At 61.0% G+C, this 21,419-nt stretch carries 17 protein-coding genes; 3 read left to right on the plus strand and 14 right to left on the minus strand.

The features are described from left to right. The first annotated feature begins 161 nt into the window (after positions 1 to 161). Complete coding sequence (phhA, locus tag AUC43_RS10645) at positions 162 to 935, plus strand: phenylalanine 4-monooxygenase (protein WP_068192928.1); 774 nt, start codon at positions 162 to 164, stop codon at positions 933 to 935. Between the two features lie 42 nt (positions 936 to 977). After that, positions 978 to 1,712, plus strand: a complete 735-nt coding sequence (locus AUC43_RS10650; RefSeq protein ID WP_068192931.1) for an RDD family protein — start codon at positions 978 to 980, stop codon at positions 1,710 to 1,712. An 81-nt stretch (positions 1,713 to 1,793) separates the two neighbouring features. On the opposite strand, the gene AUC43_RS10655 is transcribed toward AUC43_RS10650, so the two are convergent. The 4 genes from AUC43_RS10655 to AUC43_RS10675 form a co-directional block, all read right to left on the minus strand. Further along, positions 1,794 to 3,707 carry a DUF4394 domain-containing protein gene (locus tag AUC43_RS10655; RefSeq protein ID WP_068192935.1) on the minus strand — a complete coding sequence of 638 codons (1,914 nt, stop codon included), beginning with the start codon at positions 3,705 to 3,707 and terminating at the stop codon, positions 1,794 to 1,796. 340 nt (positions 3,708 to 4,047) lie between these two features. Next, positions 4,048 to 5,553 (minus strand): RagB/SusD family nutrient uptake outer membrane protein, encoded by a 1,506-nt coding sequence (locus AUC43_RS10660; RefSeq protein WP_068192938.1) that lies wholly within the window; start codon positions 5,551 to 5,553, stop codon positions 4,048 to 4,050. A 20-nt stretch (positions 5,554 to 5,573) separates the two neighbouring features. After that, on the minus strand, positions 5,574 to 8,711 hold the full coding sequence (locus AUC43_RS10665; protein ID WP_199243433.1) for a SusC/RagA family TonB-linked outer membrane protein: 3,138 nt from the start codon (positions 8,709 to 8,711) through the stop codon (positions 5,574 to 5,576). Positions 8,712 to 9,216: 505 nt separating this feature from the next. Then, positions 9,217 to 9,930: an SDR family oxidoreductase gene (locus AUC43_RS10675; protein ID WP_068192944.1), complete on the minus strand. Its 714-nt coding sequence runs from the start codon at positions 9,928 to 9,930 to the stop codon at positions 9,217 to 9,219. 242 nt (positions 9,931 to 10,172) lie between these two features. On the opposite strand from AUC43_RS10675, the gene AUC43_RS10680 reads away from it, so the two are divergent. Continuing rightward, on the plus strand, positions 10,173 to 10,703 hold the full coding sequence (locus AUC43_RS10680; RefSeq protein WP_068192948.1) for a GNAT family N-acetyltransferase: 531 nt from the start codon (positions 10,173 to 10,175) through the stop codon (positions 10,701 to 10,703). Between the two features lie 60 nt (positions 10,704 to 10,763). On the opposite strand, the gene AUC43_RS10685 is transcribed toward AUC43_RS10680, so the two are convergent. The 10 genes from AUC43_RS10685 to AUC43_RS10730 form a co-directional block, all read right to left on the minus strand. Next, a complete protein-coding gene (locus AUC43_RS10685; RefSeq protein WP_068192952.1) occupies positions 10,764 to 12,506 on the minus strand; it encodes a bifunctional GNAT family N-acetyltransferase/carbon-nitrogen hydrolase family protein in 1,743 nt (580 codons plus the stop codon). A 230-nt stretch (positions 12,507 to 12,736) separates the two neighbouring features. After that, positions 12,737 to 13,396: a CoA transferase subunit B gene (locus AUC43_RS10690; RefSeq protein WP_068192955.1), complete on the minus strand. Its 660-nt coding sequence runs from the start codon at positions 13,394 to 13,396 to the stop codon at positions 12,737 to 12,739. Positions 13,397 to 13,510: 114 nt separating this feature from the next. Further along, positions 13,511 to 14,944 (minus strand): serine hydrolase domain-containing protein, encoded by a 1,434-nt coding sequence (locus tag AUC43_RS10695; protein ID WP_068192958.1) that lies wholly within the window; start codon positions 14,942 to 14,944, stop codon positions 13,511 to 13,513. Positions 14,945 to 15,094: 150 nt separating this feature from the next. After that, on the minus strand, positions 15,095 to 15,793 hold the full coding sequence (locus AUC43_RS10700; RefSeq protein WP_068192959.1) for a CoA transferase subunit A: 699 nt from the start codon (positions 15,791 to 15,793) through the stop codon (positions 15,095 to 15,097). Then, positions 15,790 to 17,055 carry a carboxypeptidase-like regulatory domain-containing protein gene (locus AUC43_RS10705; protein ID WP_068192964.1) on the minus strand — a complete coding sequence of 422 codons (1,266 nt, stop codon included), beginning with the start codon at positions 17,053 to 17,055 and terminating at the stop codon, positions 15,790 to 15,792. The genes AUC43_RS10700 and AUC43_RS10705 overlap by 4 nt, the downstream gene beginning before the upstream one ends. A gap of 34 nt (positions 17,056 to 17,089) precedes the next feature. After that, positions 17,090 to 18,037 (minus strand): bifunctional riboflavin kinase/FAD synthetase, encoded by a 948-nt coding sequence (locus AUC43_RS10710; protein ID WP_068192966.1) that lies wholly within the window; start codon positions 18,035 to 18,037, stop codon positions 17,090 to 17,092. Positions 18,038 to 18,155: 118 nt separating this feature from the next. Next, on the minus strand, positions 18,156 to 19,001 hold the full coding sequence (gene truB / locus AUC43_RS10715) for a tRNA pseudouridine(55) synthase TruB (RefSeq protein WP_082685039.1): 846 nt from the start codon (positions 18,999 to 19,001) through the stop codon (positions 18,156 to 18,158). Continuing rightward, positions 18,998 to 19,828: an undecaprenyl-diphosphate phosphatase gene (locus AUC43_RS10720; protein WP_068192969.1), complete on the minus strand. Its 831-nt coding sequence runs from the start codon at positions 19,826 to 19,828 to the stop codon at positions 18,998 to 19,000. Before AUC43_RS10720 ends, truB begins: the two co-directional genes overlap by 4 nt. Before the next feature lie 85 nt (positions 19,829 to 19,913). Then, a complete protein-coding gene (locus AUC43_RS20065; RefSeq protein WP_082685040.1) occupies positions 19,914 to 20,237 on the minus strand; it encodes a DUF3098 domain-containing protein in 324 nt (107 codons plus the stop codon). A gap of 111 nt (positions 20,238 to 20,348) precedes the next feature. Continuing rightward, positions 20,349 to 21,248, minus strand: a complete 900-nt coding sequence (locus tag AUC43_RS10730) for a cell division protein FtsX (protein WP_068192972.1) — start codon at positions 21,246 to 21,248, stop codon at positions 20,349 to 20,351. Positions 21,249 to 21,419: the final 171 nt, after the last annotated feature.

Raw genomic sequence — 21,419 nt, forward strand, 5'->3', positions numbered from 1 at the left:
CGTCGCTATTACCGCTATTGCTATTGCGCACCCTCCTGGTGCGAAGCGGCCCTGGCGTGGCGCGGCTAGTCCCGGCACTCCTCTTGCAAATCTGCAAATGCCTGCTTCCCACCTCGGAGGCAGGTATTTTTATTTCAGGTCAATTTCACTTTCGCTTTTTTATGACCCACGCCCCCGCCACCGCTGCTTTCGTTGCCCTCGAGCAAGACTACGCCCTCTACACGCCCGCCGACCAATGGGTGTGGCAAACATTGTTTGAGCGCCAGATGCAGGTGCTGCCCACCGTGGCGTCGCGCCGGTTTCTCGAGGGCCTACCCCGCGTAGACTTCCAAGCCACCAAAATCCCCGACTTTGCCGAGGTGAACCCGCTGCTGGACGCGGCCACGGGCTGGAGCCTGGTGGCCGTGCCCGGCATCGTGGACGACCGTACCTTTTTTGAGCTGCTGGCGGCCCGCCGCTTCCCGGCCACCACTTGGCTGCGCACGCCAGCACAACTCGACTACCTCGAAGAGCCCGACATGTTCCACGACGTGTTTGCGCACGTGCCCCTGCTTACCGACCGGTTTTTTGCCGACTTCCTGCAGGCCGTGGGCACCCTGGCCCTTCGCCACCTGCACGATGCCCTGGCCGTGGAGCTGCTCTCGCGCCTGTACTGGTTCACCGTCGAGTTTGGGCTGATTGCCGAAGGCAGCAGCTTGCGCATTTACGGGGCGGGTATTCTATCCTCGGGCGGCGAAACGCGGTTTTGCCTGAGTGACGAGCCCGCCCGCCGGCCCTTCGATGTGGTCGACATCCTGGCCACGCCCTATGTAAAAGACCGCATGCAGGACGTGTACTTCGTCATCGATTCGTACGAGCAGCTCGCCGCCTCCGTGCCTGCCCTCGAGGCCGAGCTGCTGCGGCTGCTGGCCCTGCAGCCGGCATCCATCGGCTAAGCCCTATTTTGCGGGGCTGAAAACATTCTACCCCGCTTTTGCATGAGCTCCATCCGCGTCCACACCGCCCAAAACGTCACGCTTGAGTACGAAGTCGCCGGCCTGGGCGACCGCATCGTGGCCACCATTATCGACTACGTGGTGCTGGGCGCCTGGGCTATTGCTTGCGGATTGATAATCACCATGGTATCCTCTTCAGGAGGTGGCTTGAACAAGATGAACGTTGGGGTAATTGCCATGCTGTCGCTCATTGGTTTGCCCTACGTTTTCTACAACCTTGTGTGTGAGGTTTTCTTCAATGGCCAGAGCATCGGCAAAAAAGCCATAAACATCAAGGTGATGCGCCTCGACGGTACGGCTCCCCGCATCGGCGATTACTTGCTGCGCTGGCTGCTGCGCATTGTTGACCTTCAGTTTGCTGGGCTGGTGGCTATTATCACCATTGCGGCCAATGGCCGCGGGCAGCGCCTCGGCGACCTTGCTGCCGGCACCACTGTGGTAAAGCTGCGCCCAAGCCAGCCGCATACGGCGCCACCCACCGAACTCAGCGCCTTGGCAGGCTACCAGGTAGTCTTTCCAGAGGCCGCCTTGCTCGCCGACCACGACGTGGCCCTGGTGCGCCAGCTGCTGCACCAAGCCAGTGCCCGTCAAAACTATCAGTTGCTGAACGAGCTAGCTAATAAAGTAAAGTCCCTGACCGGCATCCGCACTGACTTGCAGGACGGTCCCTTCCTGCAAACCATTCTGCGCGACCATGCTCACCTGGCCGGGCAGTAGCCTGGTTTTGTTTGAATGACTTTCCACACAAAAAAGCCTTCCTGAACACTCAGGAAGGCTTTTTGTGTGGAAAAGGCGCGCTTATTCCACTACCAGCTGACGTGCCGCAGCCAGCTGCCCATCCACTACGAGGCGAGCCATGTACAAGCCCGCTTTCAGGTTGCCGGTTTGCAAAAGCAAGGTTTGGGTGCCCCTCGGCAGCACCGCCGAAACTTGGGTGGCTACGCGGCGGCCTGCCGCATCATATACAGCCAACTCCACGCGCCCAGCCCGTGCCAGGGCGAAAGTGAGGCGGGCGCTGCCGTTAGCCGGGTTGGGGTAGAGGCTGAAGCCGCTGGCCAGGTCGGTGCGCTCGCGCGCGGCGGTGGTTACGCCGGTACCGGCTGCTACCGCAATGTCGCGGGCCGCTATCCCGTTGCCAATGGCGCCCACCAGGGTAGTGGCTCCGGTGGTCAGGTTTACGGTGTACAAGCTGGTGTTGGCGCTGGTGCCGGTGTTGGCCACCAGGTACGCCGTGTTGGTGCCCGCCGCCGGGGAGTAGATGTCCAGGTCTACGTTGGGCGTGGTGGCGTTTGCGGTTATTCCCGTGGCTCCTACCGTGTTCAGGGTGCCGTTGTTGGGTGGGTTCTGGGTGGTGAGGATGTTCAGGCTCAGGTCGTAGTTGTAGAGCGTAGTGGCGGCGGCAGTGGCTCCTGCCACGCTGTTGGTGTACGCCACCGCGCCAATGTTGGGGGTAGCGGCACTGTTGGCATCGGTGGTGGCATAGGCCAGCGGGGTGTCGGTGGCGGCGATGGTGCCGTCGGCGGGGTTCAGGCGCACGTTCGTCCGGTTGCCGCTGGTCACGCGGATGCGGTCCACGGTCGGGTTGAAATCAAAGCCGACCTTGCCCGTGCCCAGCGCCAGGGCAACGGGGGCAGTGTTCACGGCCACGGCTGCCCCCGTCAGGGAGTTAAGGGTATACAGCTGATAGGTTTGCGCCGTGGCGTTGTAGCCCAGGGCGTACAACGAGTTGGTCGCCGGGCGAATATCCATGCCCACCAGCGTCTGAGCAGCATCTACGCCGGTAATGCCCACGGAGGTCCGAATAAGGCCCGGCTGGGCCGTGTCGAAGGTGAGCAGGTTGGTGCCAGCCAGGGCATACACCAATTGGCCGCTAACGGCTGGCAGCGTGGCCGGCCGGTCGATGGCAAAGGCAATGTCGGTAACCAGCGTGCCAACCGGCCCAATGGCCCCAACGGCCATCATGCCGGTTCCCATGATGAAATCCAGCGTGTAGAGCTGCGTGGTGGGCGCAGCCGCCGTGCCCGTGGCAATGGTCAGGTACGCAGTGTTTGCGCGGGTCGTCGGGTTAAAATAGATGTCGAGGTCGGTGGCCAGGGCCGTTGCTGTGTTCACCATAAGCTGGGCCCGGCTATTGAGCGTGCCCGCGTTCGGTGGGTCCTGCGTGGTGTAGCGGCTGTTGGCCTCGTCGATATCGTAAAGCACCGTCATGGTGGCCCCAATAAAGGAGTTGCCATAGGCCACCGCGCCTACGCCGGGCGTTTGGCCCGCATTGGCATCGGTGGCCGCGTAGGCCAGGTTGGTATCGGTGGCCGCGAGAGCCCCATTATTGGGGTTGAGCCGGAAGTTGCTGTTGTTATTGCCCGTCACGCGGATGCGGTCGACGGTGGGGTTAAAGTCGAAACCGATGCGGTTCGTGGTGGGGCCTAGGTTCAGGGTAAGGGCGGCACCCACTGGCGAAAGGGCGCCCGTGGTGGTGTTCAGGGTATAGAGCTGGGCCTGCGTGCCGGTGGGGTTGTAGCCCAGGGCAAACAGCTGCCCGGTATTTGGCCGGGTGTCGAGCCCCACCAGCGTTTGCCCAACGCCCAGCCCCGTAATGGGCAACGTAGCCGTGAAGGTGCCAGGAGCAGTGGCATCAAACGTAACCAGCGAAGTAGCTGCCATACCTGCCACCGAGGCCAGACCATAAACCGTTTGGGCCGAAGCGGGCAACATGGCAGCACCAGCTAGGAGAGTACCGAAAGCCGCCCCTTTCAAGGCCGCTTTCCAAGGAGTAGAAGTAATGAGCATCAACGTAAGGGTTTGGTAAGCTGAGAAATAACATTCAGATATTGAGCTACGGAATCTATTTCTCTTTCGGATTTCCCTTTCTCACTATTTAACCTCGTTTTAATCTGGCAGTTGGGCTGGCTGGCCCAAGTCTGGTTGCGGTACCTGAAACCTCATGAAGGTAGTGGACCAAGGCAGAAGCCAATACGTGGTTCCTAAAACGAAAAAGCGGCTTGCCCAATTTGGGCAAGCCGCTTTTGCAGGGACCGGACTAGGGGCAGCGCCCTTAGTTGCGGGTCATGAGCTTGTTGGTGGCCAGCTCCGTGAAGGGAATGGGCCACACGTAGAGCAGGTCGCTGGGGGCAACCGCCGAAACCGAGCCTTTGCCTGGAATGGTGGCGTTGAGGCGCATGAGGTCGATGTTGCGAATGCCCTCGCCTAAAAACTCAATGCGTCGCTCCAACAGGATGGCATCAATCAGCCCCGTGGCCGAGCTCAGGCCGGCGGCGGTGTATACCCCAGCCGGATTGGACCGGCCGCGCACGGCATTCAGCAGCAACAGAGCCTGGGGGTCGACGCCGGGGGTGGTGCGCGCCCGCGCCTCAGCCAGGTTCAGCATTACTTCCGCGTAGCGCATCACCGGCGCTTTGTCGGTGTAGGGATTGGGCGCCCCGGTCGGGTACTTTTTCAAGTACGACTCAGTGCCCGATACAAGCACAAAGTTGGTGCGGCGGGCATCGGCAGCGGCCCAGGCCGGGTTGCTCAGAATGCCCCCGGGCCCGGAATTCAGGGAGTATTCGCCATTGCCGCCCCCGCCCTGGGGCAGGTAATAAAAGGCCAGCTGGTTTTGGGTGCCGGGCTGATCCTGGGACGTAAAGGGGAAAGACAAGATGCTTTCCGTCGTTTCCTGCGGCACCGCAAACACAGCGGCCACCGACGCATTCAGCGCATTGGGCACGCCGGTGGGTGCCACAAAAGGCCCCGTCGCCGGCACCAGTTTGTTGGCTTCCCGTATCACGTCGTCGTACTTGGCCATGCTCAGGTATACCCGCGTTTTCAGGGCAATGGCCGTGTTGCGGTGCGCCCGCGTCACGTTCAGGGGGGCAGAGCCGTTGTTGAGCGGCAGGTTTTTCTCGGCAAAGTCCAGGTCGGCCAGAATTTGGGTGTACACCTCGCCCACCGAGCTGCGCGCCAGGTCGTTGTTTTTGTCGTCCACTTCCCCCTTCAGGCGCAGCGGCAGGCCGGGCTTGCTGCCGTTGCCGTCCACGTAGGGCCGGGCGTATAGCTGCAGCAAAGAGTAGTAGCACAGGGCCCGCAGCAGCCGCCCTTCGCCCCGGTAGTTATTGGCCTTGTTGGCATAATCGGCGGGAAACACCGGCGCTACAAACTTGGAAGCGTTGGCGTCGAGGCCGTCGAGGAACACGTTGATTTGGTTGATGGCCTGATAGGCGGCGCCCCAGGTGTTGATGACGTCGTTCTGCGACGTTTCGGTGAGCGTGTGGTTCCACACACCCGTTCCGGTAACGCCGTTCGAGCGCAGGTTGATGAAGTCATTGGCCCGGATGTCGTTGTAAATCTGGAACCGGCCCCCCAGAAAGGTGCCCGACTTCACGTAGGCATACATGTTGTTGGCCTGCAGCTCGATGCGGGCGGGCGAACTGAACACCACTTTGTCGGAAAACAGAATTTCGGGCTTCGGGTTCAGCTTGTCGGGCTGGCAGGCGAAGGTGCCCACTGCCAAAAACGACCAGCACACCGCGATGGCCACTTTGTTGGTTATCGATATGTTCATGAGGTATTGAAGCAAGAAGGTTAGAAGCCAATGTTGAAGCCCACGGTGTAGGTGCGGGCCTGGCCCACCGAGTTGCGGTCGACGCCCGCGCCGGTATTGCTAGCTCCGTTGGTAGATATTTCCGGGTCGATGCCCGAGTACTTGGTCAGCAGGGCAGCGTTTTGCACCTGCACATAGATGCGGGCGTTGGCCACTTTCACGCGGTCCAGCAGGGGCTGAGCAAAGGAATAGCCCAACGAAACCTGCCGCAACCGGGCAAAGTCGCCTTTTTCCACGTTCGACGACATCACCAGAGCCGACCCGTTCGAGACGTTGTCGGTGTACACCACCCGCGGCCACTTGGCGTTGGGGTTGCTTTCGGTCCAGCGGTCCATGATGTCGGTTGCGTTGTTCCAGAAGCGCTGGTCGTGTAGGCCGGATTTCGTGCCATTGTAGATGTAGTTGCCGCCCGAGAACTGCACGAACAGGCCCAGGTCGATGCCTTTATAACGGAACGTGTTGTCGAAGCCGCCGTAGTAGGTGGGCAACACGGGGCCGTAGTAGACCCCGTCGGTGAGCTGGTTGGGGGCTGCCGTCGGCTTGCCGTCCGCCACGTTGGTCCAGCCCAGGCCCAGGTGGTTGTACTGAGCCACCGTGCCGTCGGCTTTCTGAATCATGCGCTGCCCATTGGCCGGGTTCACGCCCAGTGACTTAACGGCCAGGATTTGACCGGCCGAGTTGCCCACCTGGGTAAAATTGGCGGTTTCGAGGCCGCCCGTGGACGTGGGCAGGCGCTGGCCTTCGGTGGCCAGGGCGAGCACCCGGTTTTTCAGCGTCGTCACGTTGCCGCTCACGGTCCAGGTGAAGGCTTTGTCTTGGAGGACATTGTAGGTAAGGTTGAGCTCCACGCCGGTATTGCGCATCGCGCCCACGTTGCCCAGGATGGCGTTGCCCGGGATGCCTTTCGAGGGCGCCTGCGGCACGCTCAGAATCAGGCCGTCCACGAGGTTGTTGTAATAGGATAAATCGCCCCGCAGGCGGTCCTGCATAAAGCCAAATGAAACCCCCAAGTCGGACTTTTTGCTCACTTCCCACGTCAGGTTGGGGTTGCCGGCGTTGCTGAAGCCCAGCGTGGAATTAGCCCCGTAGAAACCCGAATCATAGGTTTGCAGCGACACAAAGTCGCCGATGCCCTGGTTGTTGCCGACTTTGCCGATGCTGCCGGTAAGCTTCAGAAACGAGAACGCCTGGGCAAACGCCGCGTTCTTCCAGAAGCCTTCCTCCGACACGACGTAGCCGAGCGAGGCGCCGTAAAAGTTGCCGTACTTCTTCGCAAAAGCCGAAAAGCCGTCGCGGCGCACGTTGACGGTGGCCAGGTACTTGCGGTCGAAGTTATAGTTCAGACGTCCGAAAAAGGACACCAAGTAGTTGGCGCCCTGGAAGTTGCCCGACGGGGCGATGGTGGTGTAGTTGCCCTGAAAGGTGGTAAAGAAAGGGTCGGCTACCCCGGTGCGCGCGGCGCCCCAGCGCTGCACGTTGGTGGTCTGCTGCTCGTTGCCCAGCAAGAGCGAAAAGTTGTGCTTTTCGTTGAAGCTGCGGTCGTACTGCGCGGTGTTCTGCCAGTTCGTCCGTTTGTTGGTACGGTAGTAGTTGTCGGCTTCGCCGCCCGGGTTGCTCAGGGTGCCGGCCAGCGAGGTGTAAAAGGCTTGGTCTTCAAAGGAGATGTTGTTGATGCCATACTGCGTCCGCAGGTTCAGGCCCTTGATGACTTCCCAGTCGGCGTTCACGCTGCCCTGGATTTCGCTGCCGTCGGAGTTGAAGCGGTTGTTGGCTATGTCCACCACCGGGTTGATGAAGCCAATCACGAAGGGCGAGCCCGTGGCGGGGTTGATGTTGGGCCCGGCTCCGATGCTGGGGCCGCTGGCGTTCGGGGTGCCGTCGGGGTTGTAGGGCGCCAGGTTGGGCGGCAGCAGGATGGGCACGCGGCCCAGACCGGCTGAGCCGAAGGAGTTGTCGCCCACCGAGCCTGTGTTGGGCGAGGAGTTGTGCGTGTTGGAGTAGCCCACGCGCATGCCCACGCTGAAGTTGCTGAACACCTTGTGGTCAACGTTCAAGCGGGCCGAAACGCGCTGGAAGTCGTTGTTCACAATCATGCCCTTCTGGTCGGTGTAGCCCACCGACGAGTAGAACGTGGTTTTCTCCGTGCCGCCCGAAAAATTCAGGTTGTGCGACTGCGCGAACCCCGTGCGGTAGATGTAGTCGTACCAGCGGGTATCGGCGGCGTTGCCGTTGGCGTCGGCCAGCTTAAAGCCTTCCACGTTGGTGGCCGGCTGCCCCACCGAGCGCCGGTTGGCGTTTAGGTTGCGCACGGCTTCGTTCTTGATGGTCACGTAGTCCTGCGCGCCCAGCACGTCGTACAACCGCACGGGCTTCGACCAGCCCACCCAGGTGTCGTAGCTGAGGTGGCTTTGGCCCTTGCGTCCCTTTTTGGTCGTTACCAGGATAACGCCGCCGGCGGCGCGCGAGCCGTAAATGGCCGTGGCCGAGGCGTCTTTCAGCACGTCCATGCTTTCGATGTCGGCCGGGTTCAGGTTGCTCAACGGGTTGTTGGGCACGCTGCCCACCGCCGAGGAGTTGCCGCTGAACGCGGGAATGCCGTCGATGACGATGAGCGGCCCCGAACTCAGGCTAATCGAGTTTACGCCGCGGATGCGGATAACGGGCGGGTTGTTCAGCACGCCGTTGGGCGTGGTGATGTTCACGCCCGAAGCCCGGCCCTGCAAGGCCTGGTCGAAGCTTTGTACCGGCGCCGTGGCGATTTGCTTGCCGCTCACGGAGGCAACGCTGCCCGTCAGGTCGCGGCGTGCCTGCGTGCCGTAGCCCACTACCACCACCTCGTCGAGGCCGGTGGGGTTCACCTTCAGGGTCACGTTTATGGTCGACTGGTTGCCGATGGCTACTTCCTTGCTGTCGTAGCCAACAAAGGAGAACACCAGCGTCTTGGCCACTTCCGAAACCGACAGACTGTATTTGCCATCGACGTCGGTGGAGGTGCCCTGGTTACCGCCCTTCACGATTACGGTCACGCCCGGAATCGAGGCACCATCCGAGCCCACCACCGCACCGGAAACCGTCCGGCTCTGGGCTTGCAGGTCGTGGGCCACAAAGGCCAGGACCATTGAAAAAAATAAGAGTAAGATTCTTCTCATGTGGTTGGTTTCTAAGTAAAAGGTGAGTGTGCTTATTTTCGCTAATGTAGCGGCCCTGCTTACACAACCGGGTTATCGTTTAAGAAAAAATAATCAACAAAAAACAGCCTTTTTACATAACCTAATGGTAGTGAGTGTACTTGAATGAATGAAAATTCACTGATATTCGAGGAGGTTTTTATAAATGATGGGGTGAAAAACCTGGCTGGAAACAAGCCGATGGCTGCTAACCCGGCCGTCCTGTTGGTCCAAAGCCGCCTGCTGGCTTTCCCCAATCGTATCCAGCGCGTTGCCAACAGGGCTATGCTTGGTTTTGGCTATATAAACACCCTCTGGTGCCTCGCGGCACCCTTCGCGGACGGCCTAGAAAGAACGGGCCCCTCCGCTGATTGCTCAACCGGAGGGGCCCATTAATTCAATTACAACACCGGGCGATGGGCCAGTGAAAGACCCACCCATCAACTCTATCCTGGGATTACCACGGCACGGGCTGGCCCTGCCAGGTCACGAAGCTGCCGTTTTCTTCGGCGTGCAGCTGCTCGGCCAGGCGGATGATGCCGCGGGCCGAGTCGGCCGGCTCCTGGGTGGCGTGGTCGCCGCCCATGTCGGTGCGCATCCAGCCCGGGTCCACGATAACCGAAATCAGGCCCATGTGGCCGATTTCGGCGGCCAGGCTGCGCATGTACATGTTCAGGGCGGCCTTGCTGGCGCTGTAGTGGTAGGGGTCTCCGGTGGCTTTCCAGGTCAGGGAGCCCTGGCCCGACGAAATGCTGATGATGCGGCCCTTGCGGCCGGCGCGCAGCAGCGGCAGCAGCGCCTGCGACACCAGGAGCGGTCCGATGGCATTGACCTGCATGGTTTCGATGGCATCGTCGTGGGTGAGCTGGCCCAGGCGCTGGTGGGCATCGCCGGAGCCGGCGTGCGGGTACACGCCGGCGTTGTTTATCAGCACGTCGAGGGCGTCGGTGTTGTCGCTCACGGTTTTCACGGCGGCGGCAATGGAGGCCGCGTCGGTTACGTCGAGGGGTACGAGCACGAGCCGGTCGGAATACTGCTGGTGCAGCTGTTGGAGCTCGGTGGCGGCGTCGGGGTGCCGGCTGGCGGCAAATACGTGGTCGCCGCGCTCGAGGTACTGGCGGGTAAGTTCGAGGCCCAGGCCCCGGTTGGCTCCGGTGATGAAAACGCGCATATAGTTTTAAGGTGGAGTGAGGAAGTGCGTGCGAAAAGGGCCTGCAGTTTACGCAAAAAAGCCCGCCTTGCTATTTTGGCAACAATACCTGCGGGAGCAGATGGAGTTGAGCTACCTCAACAGACCACGCCGGCAGGGGTTGCCGCCGACGCAGTTCCTCGGGCTACTGATTCTTTCTCAGCTCTTAGCAGGAGCAGATTAGGACGGTACATTTGAGACTCAACCCTGCCTTAGATTTTAACATGAGCATACAGATTACCACCCTTGCTCCCGAAGAAATTGAGCTGAGCCTGCCGCAGCTGGTGGAGCTGTTTCAGGATGCCATTGCTTCGGGGGCGGCGCTTGGGTTTTTGTCGCCCCTTACTGACGAGGAGGCCGGCAGCTTCTGGCGCCGCGTTCGGGACGGGGTGCGGGCGGGGGCGCTGCATCTGTTCGTGGCCCGGGACGAAGCCACCCAACAAGTGCTGGGAACCGTGCAGCTGGCCCTGGCCCCGCAAACCAACGGCCGCCACCGGGCCGACGTGGCCAAGATGATGGTGCACCGCAGCGCCCGCCGCCAGGGCCTCGGCCGGCAGCTGCTGCAGGCCCTCGAAATCAAAGCAGCCCAACTGGGCCGCACCACCCTGGTGCTCGATACCCGGCAGGGCGACGTAGCCGAGCAGCTGTATCAATCTCTGCACTACCAGGCAGCCGGCGTGGTGCCCGAATACGCCCAAAGCGGCGACGGCACCCGGCACGCCACGGTTATCTACTATAAGCTGCTGGCCGCCTAAACGCAAAAAAGAGAGCAGCCCGGTTGGCTGCTCCCTTTTTTGATAACTGCAAAAACAAATTTAACCAGCGGCAATGGCCTTGCGGCGGCTGCGGGTGATGCGTTCTTCGGTGCCTTGGCTGAGCAGCTCGTCGTCGCGGTCCGATTTTTTTACCGTCCAGCCCAGCGAGTAGAGGTCTTTGCGGCGGTCGCGCAGATTGCGCACGGCGCCGCTGGTGTTCAGGTCCTTGAGCAAATCCAGGTCGAGGTCGGCAATCAGCGTCATCTCGGTGTTGGGCGTAGCTTCGGCCACGATGGCGTCGTGCGGGAAGGCGAAGTCCGAAGGGCTAAACACGGCGCTCTGCGAGTACTGAATGTCCATGTTTTCGACGCGCGGCAGGTTGCCCACCGAGCCGGTGATGGCCACGTAGCATTCGTTCTCAATGGCCCGGGCCTGGGCGCAGATGCGCACGCGCTGGTAAGCGTTTTTGGTGTCGGTCCAGAACGGCACGAACAGGATTTTCACGCCTTCGTCGCTCAGCATGCGGGCCAGTTCCGGGAATTCTACGTCGTAGCACACCAGAATGCCGATTTTGCCGAAGTCCGTGTCGAAGCACTTAAGCTTGTCGCCGCCGCGCATGCCCCAGTAGCTGGCCTCGTCGGGCGTTACGTGCAGCTTGTACTGCTCGTCCACGGTGCCGTCGCGGCGGCAGAGGTAGGCCACGTTAAACAGCTTGCCGTCCTCGTACACCGGCATGGAGCCGGCCACGATGTTGATGTTGTAGCTCACGGCCAGCTCCATCATCTTCGCCTTGATGGGCTCGGTGAAGGCGGCCATGGCCCGGATGGCCACCGCCGGCGAGTCCTCGTTGGTGAGGGCCATGAGCGGGGCGTTGAAAAACTCCGGGAACATTACGCAGTCAGCCTTGTAGCCCGATACCGTGTCTACGAAAAACTCCATTTGCTGCAGCAGGTCTTCCAGGCTGCGGGTGGCGCGCATCTGCCACTGCACAATGCCGATGCGCACGTTGCTCTTGGTGTTGCCGATTAGTTTTTCTTCCTCCTCGTAGTACACGTTTATCCACTCCAACAGTGTGGCAAAGGCCTTCGATTCGGAGTCGTAGGGCAGGTAGCCGCGGATGATTTTACGGACGTGAAACTCGTTGGAGAGCTGGAAGGTGAGGATGGGGTCGACCACTTCCTTGTTGCGCACCATCTCCACGTACTTGGCCGGGGTCATCTCGTTGGCGTACTGGGCGTAGCCGGGAATGCGGCCGCCGGCCACCATAGCCCGCAGGTTCAGGTTTTCGCACAGCTCCTTGCGGGCGTCGTAGAGGCGGCGGCCCAGGCGGAGGCTGCGGTACTCGGGGTCCACGAATACGTCGACGCCGTAGAGCGTGTCGCCGTTGTCGTTGTGGGTGTCAAACTTGCCGTGGCCCGTGATTTTGGCGTAGGTGTGGCGGTCGCCGAAGTCGCTGTACTGCACGATGATTGCCAGCGCGGCGGCCACCAGGCGGCCGTTGTCCTCGATGCCAATCTGGCCTTCGGGAAACTTGCGGAGCAGGGCCGCAAACTCGTCGGCGGCCCAGGCGCCTTCCATGTTGGAATACACCTTGTCCATGATTTCCTTCACGGCCTTGAAGTCGGAGCGGCGCAGCGTGCGGAGCACCAGCTTGTGGGCCGGCACGGCCGTGGGCGTGAGTCGCTCGACTACCGACGGGGTAAGCGCGGGCTTGCCCACTTTTTTGGCATGGCTGCCGCCAGTGGTGGCTTTGCCATTAGAGGAGGCAGCAGCCGAAGCTTTGCCGTTAGAAGAAGTGGCCATATATAGTTCGAAAACGAAACGACTGGAGAAATTGGGCTGAAAACCGTGGCAGCGCGGCTATTTAAGAAGCCGGTCCAACAAATTTACCCGTAAAAAAACCCGTTGGCAGAGGTAGCCAACGGGTTGATAAACGAAAATCTAGACAGAACGGTGCATTAAGGCCGAAATTACTCCCGCACCACGCCGCGCGGAGTAAAGAAACAGGCGGCAGCCCCGCAGAATTAATTGAGCTAAACGCCCTGCATCTCGGGCACTTCGCCATCGGGCACCACCAACTTTCCAGCCGTAGCGGCTCTAATCTGCTCCACGCTCACGCCGGGGGCGCGCTCGCGCAGCACAAAGCCGTCGGGCGTCACGTCGAGCACGGCCAGCTCGGTCACGATTTTCTTCACGCAGTGCAGGCCCGTGATGGGCAGCGTGCACTTCGGCAGCAGCTTACTAGAGCCGTCGCGGGCCACGTGCTGCATGGCCACAATGATGTTCTTGGCAGAGGCCACCAAGTCCATGGCGCCGCCCATGCCTTTCACCATCTTGCCGGGGATTTTCCAGTTGGCAATGTCGCCGTTTTCGGATACTTCCATGGCCCCCAAGATGGTCAGGTCCACGTGTTCGCCGCGAATCATGCCAAAGGAATCGGCCGAGGAGAAGAGGCTGGAGCCGGGCAGCGTGGTCACGGTCTGCTTGCCGGCGTTGATGAGGTCGGGGTCCACCTGGTCTTCGGTGGGGAAGGGGCCCATGCCAAGCAAGCCGTTTTCGGACTGCAATTCCACGTTGATGCCGGCCGGGATGTAGTTGGCCACCAGCGTGGGAATGCCGATGCCGAGGTTGACGTACGAGCCGTCTTTTACTTCCTGGGCTATTCTTTTGGCGATGCCGTGTTTGTCGAGCATGAGTTGGGTGGGAATGAAGAATGGAAAAGCAGTCATGCCGAGCGCAGCCGAGGCATCTCGCGTGGGGCACTTATTCCTTTGTTGAATAATTGAATTGCCGTGGCGGGCCAGACGTTATTTGGCGGCCCCAGCCCCCAAAGTTGCAGGAGCCGCCGAGGGGACGAACGACTGATATACCGCCTCTTTAAACTTCTTGGCTAAATCGCCGCCGGTGGTGTTGGGGTATTTTTGAGTGTAAATCAACGCCACCAGCTTGGCTTTGGGGTCTACCCAGTACGTGGTGCCGAATATCCCGCCCCACTCATACGAGCCTTCCGACAAGCCAAACGGCTGCTTGGCCGCATTTTGCGCGCTCACGATGCTGAAGCCTAGGCCGAATTTGTTGCCGCCCTGGCTTACCTCACCCATGTTGTTCTGCGTTATCAGGGCCACAGTGGCGGGTTTCAGCAGACGGTGCCCGTTGTAGGTGCCGTTGTTGAGTATCATTTCCAGGAAGTGGGCATAATCGTCGATGGTGGACGAGAGGCCCGCGCCGCCCGAGAAGTACGTGCCGCCCGCCGCCTTTGGATAGTTCGGAAACATGCCGTCGCGTGGTTCCATAGGCACAGTAGCTTTATTTGCATCTTCGGTGTAAAGCTCGGCCAGGCGGGCCCTCTTATCGGCGGGCAGATAAAACCAGGTGTCCTTCATGCCCAGCGGCTCAAACAGGCGTGTGCGCAGGTACTGGTCCAGCGGCTGGCCCGAGAGTACCTCAATCAGCCGGCCCAGCACGTCCACGCTCAGCCCGTACGTGAACCGCTCGCCCGGCTGGTGCATCAGCGGCAAGGCCCCCAGCGCATCCATGGACTTTGCCAGCGAACCAGCCGGCGTGCCAATGCCGCTCGGAATGCGCGCTTTGGCATAAATGGCCTTGGCCTCCGGGCTGCCAATCACTGGGTAGCTGATACCCGAAGTGTGGGTGAACAGCTGCCGGATGGTGATTTCGCCCTTGGCCGGCACCGTGGTATAGGTCGAGTCCTTCGGGTTGAAAGTTGCCAGCACCTTGGGGTTGCGAAAGGCTGGCAAATACTTCGAAATCGGGTCGTCGAGTTGAAACTTGCCCTCATCATACAGCAGCATCAGGCCGATGCTGGTGATGGCTTTGGTTTGGGAAGCAATGCGGAATATGGCGTCGGTGCGGAGCGGCGTTTGGGCAAACATGTCATCAACGCCGAAGGACTTGCGGTAAACCACCTTGCCATCGCGTAGTACCAGAGCAAGGGCACCGGGCACGTGTTTATCGTAGCGGCGTATGGAGCCGTTGGCCGTCGGCTTCGATAATGGGCCGAACGCGCCGCGCGAGCCCACATTGGCAGTGTACTGGGTAAGCAGCTGGTCGATGCGCTGGGCTTCGGGCGGGTCGACCGTGGCCGGGGCCGAGGTGGCGGGTAGCAGCCTGCCCACCACTGCCCTGCGGGCCGGTGCTTTCCGGGCCGGCGGCGCTACTTGGGCCGTAACGCTGTAGCCGCTGAGGACTAGCAGTAAGGCGAGAGAAGAAGTCTTTTTCATAGGCTACTTTAAAAATCGACCGTCATGCTAAGCGCAGCCGAAGCATCTCGTGTGTGGTGGTAACTCTATTGTTATCTGCGCTGACCTTCCGTTCAACAATGCGAGCGAGATGCTTCGGCTGCGCTCAGCATGACATTCTAAGGGCGGGGCTTAGCTCTGCCGCACGGTGCGCTGTTCAATGCGCTTTTCGTAGTGCTGGCCCTGGTAGATGCGCTGCACGAAGATGCCCGGCGTATGAATCTGGTTGGGGTCCAACTCGCCGGCGGGCACAAGCTCTTCCACCTCGGCCACGGTGATTTTGCCGGCGGTGGCCATCATCGGGTTAAAATTGCGGGCCGTGCCTTTGTAGACGAGGTTGCCGGCGGTGTCGCCTTTCCAGGCTTTCACCAGGGCAAAATCGGCGATGAGGCCGGTTTCCATCAGGTACATCTTGCCGTTGAACTCGCGGCTTTCTTTGCCTTCGCCCACCTCCGTGCCGTAGCCGGCCGGGGTGAAGAAGGCCGGGATGCCTGCCCCGCCGGCCCGACACCGCTCGGCCAGCGTGCCCTGCGGAATCAGCTCCACTTCCAGCTCCCCGCTGAGCAGCTGCCGCTCAAACTCGGCGTTTTCGCCCACGTAGCTGGAAATCATCTTTTTCACCTGCTTGGTTTGCAGCAGCAGGCCGATGCCGAAGTCATCCACGCCGGCGTTGTTCGAGATGCAGGTGAGGTTTTTTACGCCGAGGCGCAGCAGCTCCTGAATGGAGTTTTCGGGGATGCCGCACAGGCCGAAGCCGCCGAGCATCAAGGTCATGCCATCGGCGAGGCCTTGGAGGGCGGCTTGGGCGTTCGGAACGGTTTTGTCTATCATCGGTGGGTGGGAGTGGTACTACGAGTGGGAGTGGCGCTGGCAGTAGCGGTGGGGGGTACGTAATCGACCGGTAAAAATTCACCTATTTTCTCAAAGCCCCAATAGTCGCCGTTGTAGGCCTCGAGCGGGTTCACCAGCGAGCCGTTGGCTTGAATCTCGGCCTCGCGGCCCTGCAGCTTCAGCCGCGACACCTGCCGCTTGGCGGGGTAAGGCGTGCGCGAGGGGCCGAGCGAGGCCATGCGCCGATTGTAAGCGGGGTCGGGGGCCTCGCCGAAGTGGGTCACCTGCAGCTCGCCGGTGAAGCGCAGGTAGGTGTGCCGCCCGTCGGCCGACACCCGGCGCAGGCTGTCGATGGGCCGCGGCTCGGGGTAGAGCGAAGCCAGGGCCGGGGCAATGGCGTCCCACTTGGCCAGCGAGTCCTGCTCGGCGTCGGTGAACGCGCCATCGGGCCGGCGCGCGAGCAGGGCGGTGCGTTGGGCTTCGGCGCGCTCGTAGCGTGGGTTGGGCACCACCAGTACCTGTTGGGCCAGGAAGTTGTCGGCTTTCAGGCGGTTCTGGTACACGCTGCGCAGGAAGTGCATGAAGGAGCCCGTGTAGGCGATGGCGCGGTTGGTGGCCCACTGCTTGCGCTGGCGGTCGTCGCGCGGGGTCATTTCCTCAAACACCGGCTGGCCGTAGTAGGCAATGGACCGGTCTTCGTCATCGTACACAAACTGCAGCCCGTAGTACTTGAGGCGGTAGCCCAGGGCGTCGTTGTCTATCTGCACGTACTCCTTGGCTTGGGCCGTGAGCTGCTTGGTGGAGTCGTCGTAGAGCACGCGCACCTGCTCGGGGTTGCTGATGTGGCATTGGGCCGAGAAGGTGCTCTGGCCGACGAATAGCTTGGAGAATTTCTGGTATTCCTCGGGCTTGTTGGGAGCCGGCTGTACTACTACTTCGCCCAGCTGGTTGCCCGTGGGGGCCAGCTGCAGCGTTACTTGCTGGGCGGCCGGGCCCACGGTAATGGTTTGCTTGGCCAGGCGGTAGCCTACGTAGGAGCCCACCACATCGTAGGTGCCGGCCGGCACCTTGGGAAACTCAAATTTGCCCTGCTCGGTGGTCGTCACGCCCAGGGTGGTATTGGCCAGAAATACGCTGGCAAAGGCCAGCGGCTCGTGCGTGACCGAGTCCTGCACCACGCCGCTGAGTTTGCCCTGGGCCTGGGCTGCGGTCAGGGCGCCCAGCCAGCAGCAGCATCCTAGAAATATCCGTAAGTAATTCATGAACAGCTTAATTATGGGATAAAAAGAAGCCGAGCTACTTCAGGGCGGCCCGGGTATTCTCTGCATCCAACGCCAATTGGGCCGTTAGCGCGTCCAGGCCGTCATATTTTTCTTCTGCTCGGAGCCAGGCCACAAACTCAAGGGTCAGCAGCTGGTCGTATAAATCGCCGGTGAAATCCAGCAGATTGACTTCAATCGTCTGGGCCAAATCGTTGCCAATGGTGGGCCGCACGCCAATGCTAAGCATGGCCTCGTGCCGGGTGCCCGCGGCGGTGGTAGCCCACACGGCATAAATGCCGCGGGCCGGCACCAGCTTCAGCGGTTCGGTGGGCACCAGGTTGGCGGTGGGGTAGCCGATGGTGCGGCCCAACTTCTGGCCGTGCACCACTGTGCCTGTGAGCGGGTACTGGTAGCCGAGGTAGCGGTTGGCCGTGGCGATGTCGCCCTGGCGCAGGGCCTGGCGGATGCGGGTGCTGCTCACGCCCACCGCGTCTACGTCGGCGCGCGGAATCTCCTCTACCGTGAAGCCGTAGCGGGCGGCGTGCTGACTGAGGTAGTCGAACCCGCCTTCCCGGTTTTTGCCAAAGCGGTGGTCATAGCCGATAACCAGCTGCTTGGTGCCCACCGTTTTCAGCAGCAGGTTCTGGATGTATTCCTCCGACGTCCACTGCGCGAATTCCTTGGTGAAGGGCACAATGAGCAGGTAGTCAACGCCGAGTTGAGCCAGTTTCTCAATTCGCTCGTCGAGGGTGTTGAGAAGCTGCAGCTCCAGCAGCTCGGGGTGCGAGGGCGGCGGGCCCAGCACCAGCCGCGGGTGCGGCCAGTAGGTGATGACCACCGCCGGGCCGCCGCTGGCCTGCGCCACTTCGCGCAGCCGCGCCATGATGCGCTGGTGCCCCACGTGGACGCCATCAAACGTGCCGCTCGTGACGACGGCATTGGCCAGAAAAGGAAATTGAGCCGGGTCGCGGATGACGTGCATTGGGGCGCCGGGGAAGCGAATGGACAAATAAAGATGTGCCGCGAAGGTAACGGGCACTTACCCGAACTGCGCGCTAGCGCTGCGGCTGCCCCGCAACCGGCGGGCCTCATCCAGCAGGTTATTCCGGCGCGATGTCGGGCGCGGGGGCGGCGGCATCGTGGGCCTGGTGTCCCTTGGCGGCCAGCGCATCGGCCTGAAGAGCCGCATAATACTGCAGACCCACGCGGTTGGGGGCAATGCGCGGCCGCTCGATGCGGGTGCGGCCTTCGCCCTCGGGCCGGGGCGGGCGCAGGGCCTGGATGGCCTCCAGCGAAAACGCATCCTCTAACCGAAACTCGCCGATGCGGGTGCGCACCAGCCGGGTGAGGTGGGCGCCGCAGCCCAGGGCCACCCCCAGGTCGCGGGCCAGGCTGCGGATGTACGTGCCTTTGGAGCAGACTACCCGGAAATCCACTTCGGGCAGCGCAATGCGCGTGAACTCGAAGGTTTTGATTTCGACGGTCTTAGACTTGATTTCGGCCTCCTGGCCCTGGCGGGCTATTTCGTAGGCGCGCTTGCCGTCGATTTTTACGGCCGAGAACAGCGGTGGCGTTTGCTGAATGGTGCCGACAAAGGGCAGCGTGGCGGCGATAATCTCCTCCGGGGTGAGGTGGGCGTAGGGGCGGGCCATGTCCACGGCCGTTTCCAGGTCGAAGCTGGGCGTGGTTTCGCCGAGGCGGAAGGTGCCGGCGTACTCCTTTTCCTGCGCCTGAATCTGGTCGATTTCCTTGGTTTTCTTGCCCGTGCAGAGAATGAGCAGGCCGGTGGCCAGGGGGTCGAGGGTGCCGGCGTGGCCGATTTTCTTGATGCGCAGCGCGTTTTTCACCTTGCGCACCACGTCGAACGAAGTCCAGGTCAGGGGCTTGTCGAGCAGCAGGACTTCGCCCGTCTCAAAATCAAAATCGGCTAGCTGCTTTGCACTCATACCAGTTGTAAGTTAATGCCCAGGCCCAACATTATCAGGAGCAAGCCGCCCACGATGATGCGGTAGATACCAAAGGCCCGGAAGCCGTACTTGGTTACGAAACCCACAAACAGCCGGATGGCTAGCAGCGCCACCACAAAGGCCACTACATTGCCTAGTATCAGCTGCTTCACCTCCACGGCTGTGAAGGTGTGGGCCAGATCCAGCCCTTGGGCTTTGGTCACTTTGTAGTAGTCATACAGGTCCTTGGCAGCAGCGGCGGCCATGGTGGGCATAGCCAGGAAAAAGGCGAACTCCGCCGCGGCCCGGCGGGTGAGCTTCTGCGTGAGGCCCCCGATGATGGTGGCCGCCGACCGGCTCACGCCCGGCACCACGGCAATGCACTGAAACAGCCCAATGGTGAAGGCCTCGCGCCAGTTGGGCGTCGTCACGGGGTGGCCACCCTCGTTGGGCTCTTCCTGCGGAAACCACCGGTCGATGAACAGCAGCACGATGCCGCCCACCAGCAGCATCACGGCCACCGTCGTCACCGATTCCAGCAACGCATCAATGTGCTTCTTGAGCAAAAGGCCCACCACCACAATGGGAAGAAAGGCCACCAGCAGTTTCAGGTAGAAATCGACGCTCTGAAAAAAGCGCTTCCAATACACGGCGAGCACCGAAAGGATGGCACCAAATTGAATAACCACCAAGTAAAGCTTGGTAAACGCCGTGGTGGGAATGCCCAGCAGGGCCGAGGCAATAATCATGTGCCCGGTGCTGGAAACGGGCAAAAACTCGGTGATGCCCTCCACGATGGCGAGGAGCAGCGCGTGCCAATAGGTCATGCAGTAATGGTTAGCGGTAAACGGTTAATGGTTAATGACGATGAATGGCCGTATTAACCATTGACCGTTTGCCATTAACCATTAATTAGAGGCGCTTGTAGGCCGGGGCCGCCACCGGAGCCGCCGGGGCCGAGGTCAGGCTGTCGGTAGTAGTGCCGGGAGCGGCTGTGGGAGCGTTGGCGCTCGAAGTCAGAGTCTTGTCGCGCACCAGAATGGCGGCGAACTCAATGCCAAAGCCGAGCAGGAGCAGCAGCGGCCCCAGCGTGATGCCCACGAAGTCCTCGCCGTAGTTGTCTTTGTCGCCGAACATCATGGTGATGAAGCCAGCGGCCAGAGCGGCCAGCCCAATCCACATCAGGCGATAGTTGCGGGGGCCGAAGGCGAAGCGAGGCGCGGGTTTAGGTGTCATTTAGCAATTAACGGTTATCAATTATCAGTTATCATTTAACAGTTATCATTCTCAGAACGGCTTGCCGGCTAGACTAGTAGAACAGCTGATAAATGATAATTGATAAATGACTTAGTACAGGTCGTCGAGCGACATTTTTAAGTATTTGTGCACGGCACGGGCCGAGCTGAAAAAGCCGATTATCACGCCCAGCACCACCACGCCCAGCAGGAGCAGGCCCAGCCGGAGGTCGTCGCGCAGCAGGCGCAGCGGCTCAATTTCGAGGTAGGCGTACTGCAGCAGCGCCACCAGCAGCAAAGCCGCCAACAAGCCGCTCGCCAGCCCTTGCCAGGTGGCCCGGCGCAGAAACGGCTGCTGGATAAAGAGCGGCGTAGCGCCCACCAGTTGCATGGACCGGATAAGGAAGCGCTGCGAAAACAGCGCCAGCTTGATGGTATTGTTAATCAGAATGACCACCACCAGCACCAGCACCGCCGCAAAGCCCAGCAGCACCAAACTCAGGCGGGTCAGGTTGTTGTTGATGCTGGCAAACAGGTCTTGCGGGTACTGTACCTCAAACACGCCGCGCTGGGTGGAAAGGCTCCGCTCCAACTGCCGCAGGTGCAGGGTGTCGGTGTATTCGGGCTTGATTTTGAGCACATAGGCATCGCGCAGCGGGTTGTCGGCCAAGAACTGGCGGAAGTCTTCGCCGGTGCTTTGCAGCAGCTGCCGGGCGCCTTCTTCCCGGCTCACAAAGCGGATTTGGGGCTTGCCGTTGCGCTCGGCCACATAGGGCAGGTGGCCCAGGTCCTGCTGCAGGCGCAGCAATTCAGTTTCCGGCAAATCACGGTCGAGGTACACCTGCACCTCCAGGTTCTCGCGCACCACTTCCGAGAGTTTTTGCGCGTGAATCAGCAGCAAGCCAAACAAGCCAATCACCACCAAGGCCAGCGTAATGCTGAACACCACGAGCAACGTAGGATAAGAGCCGAGCTTTTTCTTGCGGGTGCTGGGGGTGGTGGGGGCGGCCATAGGTGGGCAAAGGTAGCTGCAGTGGGGCGATGAAAGAAACCAAACGACAACTCCCCTCCTTACCAAGGAGGGGACGCTCAACTGCTAAGTTGAGCTGGGGTGGTTGAGCCGTTGAACGAGAGGCGAACGATTGGACCTGAACATCTCACGGTAGAATCGTTCAGGTGTTGT

It is taken from the genome of Hymenobacter sedentarius (genome assembly GCF_001507645.1).
Classification (GTDB): domain Bacteria; phylum Bacteroidota; class Bacteroidia; order Cytophagales; family Hymenobacteraceae; genus Hymenobacter; species Hymenobacter sedentarius.

Excerpts from the sequence above, each read along its gene's own strand:
- AUC43_RS10650 (WP_068192931.1), top strand. The coding sequence starts at position 978 with ATGAGCTCCATCCGCGTCCACACCGCCCAAAACGTCACGCTTGAGTAC.
- AUC43_RS10660 (WP_068192938.1), bottom strand. The coding sequence starts at position 5,553 with ATGAACATATCGATAACCAACAAAGTGGCCATCGCGGTGTGCTGGTCG.
- AUC43_RS20065 (WP_082685040.1), bottom strand. The coding sequence starts at position 20,237 with ATGACACCTAAACCCGCGCCTCGCTTCGCCTTCGGCCCCCGCAACTAT.
- AUC43_RS10675 (WP_068192944.1), bottom strand. The coding sequence starts at position 9,930 with ATGCGCGTTTTCATCACCGGAGCCAACCGGGGCCTGGGCCTCGAACTT.
- truB (WP_082685039.1), bottom strand. The coding sequence starts at position 19,001 with ATGAGTGCAAAGCAGCTAGCCGATTTTGATTTTGAGACGGGCGAAGTC.
- phhA (WP_068192928.1), top strand. The coding sequence starts at position 162 with ATGACCCACGCCCCCGCCACCGCTGCTTTCGTTGCCCTCGAGCAAGAC.
- AUC43_RS10720 (WP_068192969.1), bottom strand. The coding sequence starts at position 19,828 with ATGACCTATTGGCACGCGCTGCTCCTCGCCATCGTGGAGGGCATCACC.
- AUC43_RS10730 (WP_068192972.1), bottom strand. The coding sequence starts at position 21,248 with ATGGCCGCCCCCACCACCCCCAGCACCCGCAAGAAAAAGCTCGGCTCT.
- AUC43_RS10655 (WP_068192935.1), bottom strand. The coding sequence starts at position 3,707 with ATGTTGCCCGCTTCGGCCCAAACGGTTTATGGTCTGGCCTCGGTGGCA.
- AUC43_RS10690 (WP_068192955.1), bottom strand. The coding sequence starts at position 13,396 with ATGCTCGACAAACACGGCATCGCCAAAAGAATAGCCCAGGAAGTAAAA.
- AUC43_RS10710 (WP_068192966.1), bottom strand. The coding sequence starts at position 18,037 with ATGCACGTCATCCGCGACCCGGCTCAATTTCCTTTTCTGGCCAATGCC.
- AUC43_RS10665 (WP_199243433.1), bottom strand. The coding sequence starts at position 8,711 with ATGGTCCTGGCCTTTGTGGCCCACGACCTGCAAGCCCAGAGCCGGACG.
- AUC43_RS10680 (WP_068192948.1), top strand. The coding sequence starts at position 10,173 with ATGAGCATACAGATTACCACCCTTGCTCCCGAAGAAATTGAGCTGAGC.
- AUC43_RS10700 (WP_068192959.1), bottom strand. The coding sequence starts at position 15,793 with ATGATAGACAAAACCGTTCCGAACGCCCAAGCCGCCCTCCAAGGCCTC.
- AUC43_RS10705 (WP_068192964.1), bottom strand. The coding sequence starts at position 17,055 with ATGAATTACTTACGGATATTTCTAGGATGCTGCTGCTGGCTGGGCGCC.
- AUC43_RS10695 (WP_068192958.1), bottom strand. The coding sequence starts at position 14,944 with ATGAAAAAGACTTCTTCTCTCGCCTTACTGCTAGTCCTCAGCGGCTAC.
- AUC43_RS10685 (WP_068192952.1), bottom strand. The coding sequence starts at position 12,506 with ATGGCCACTTCTTCTAACGGCAAAGCTTCGGCTGCTGCCTCCTCTAAT.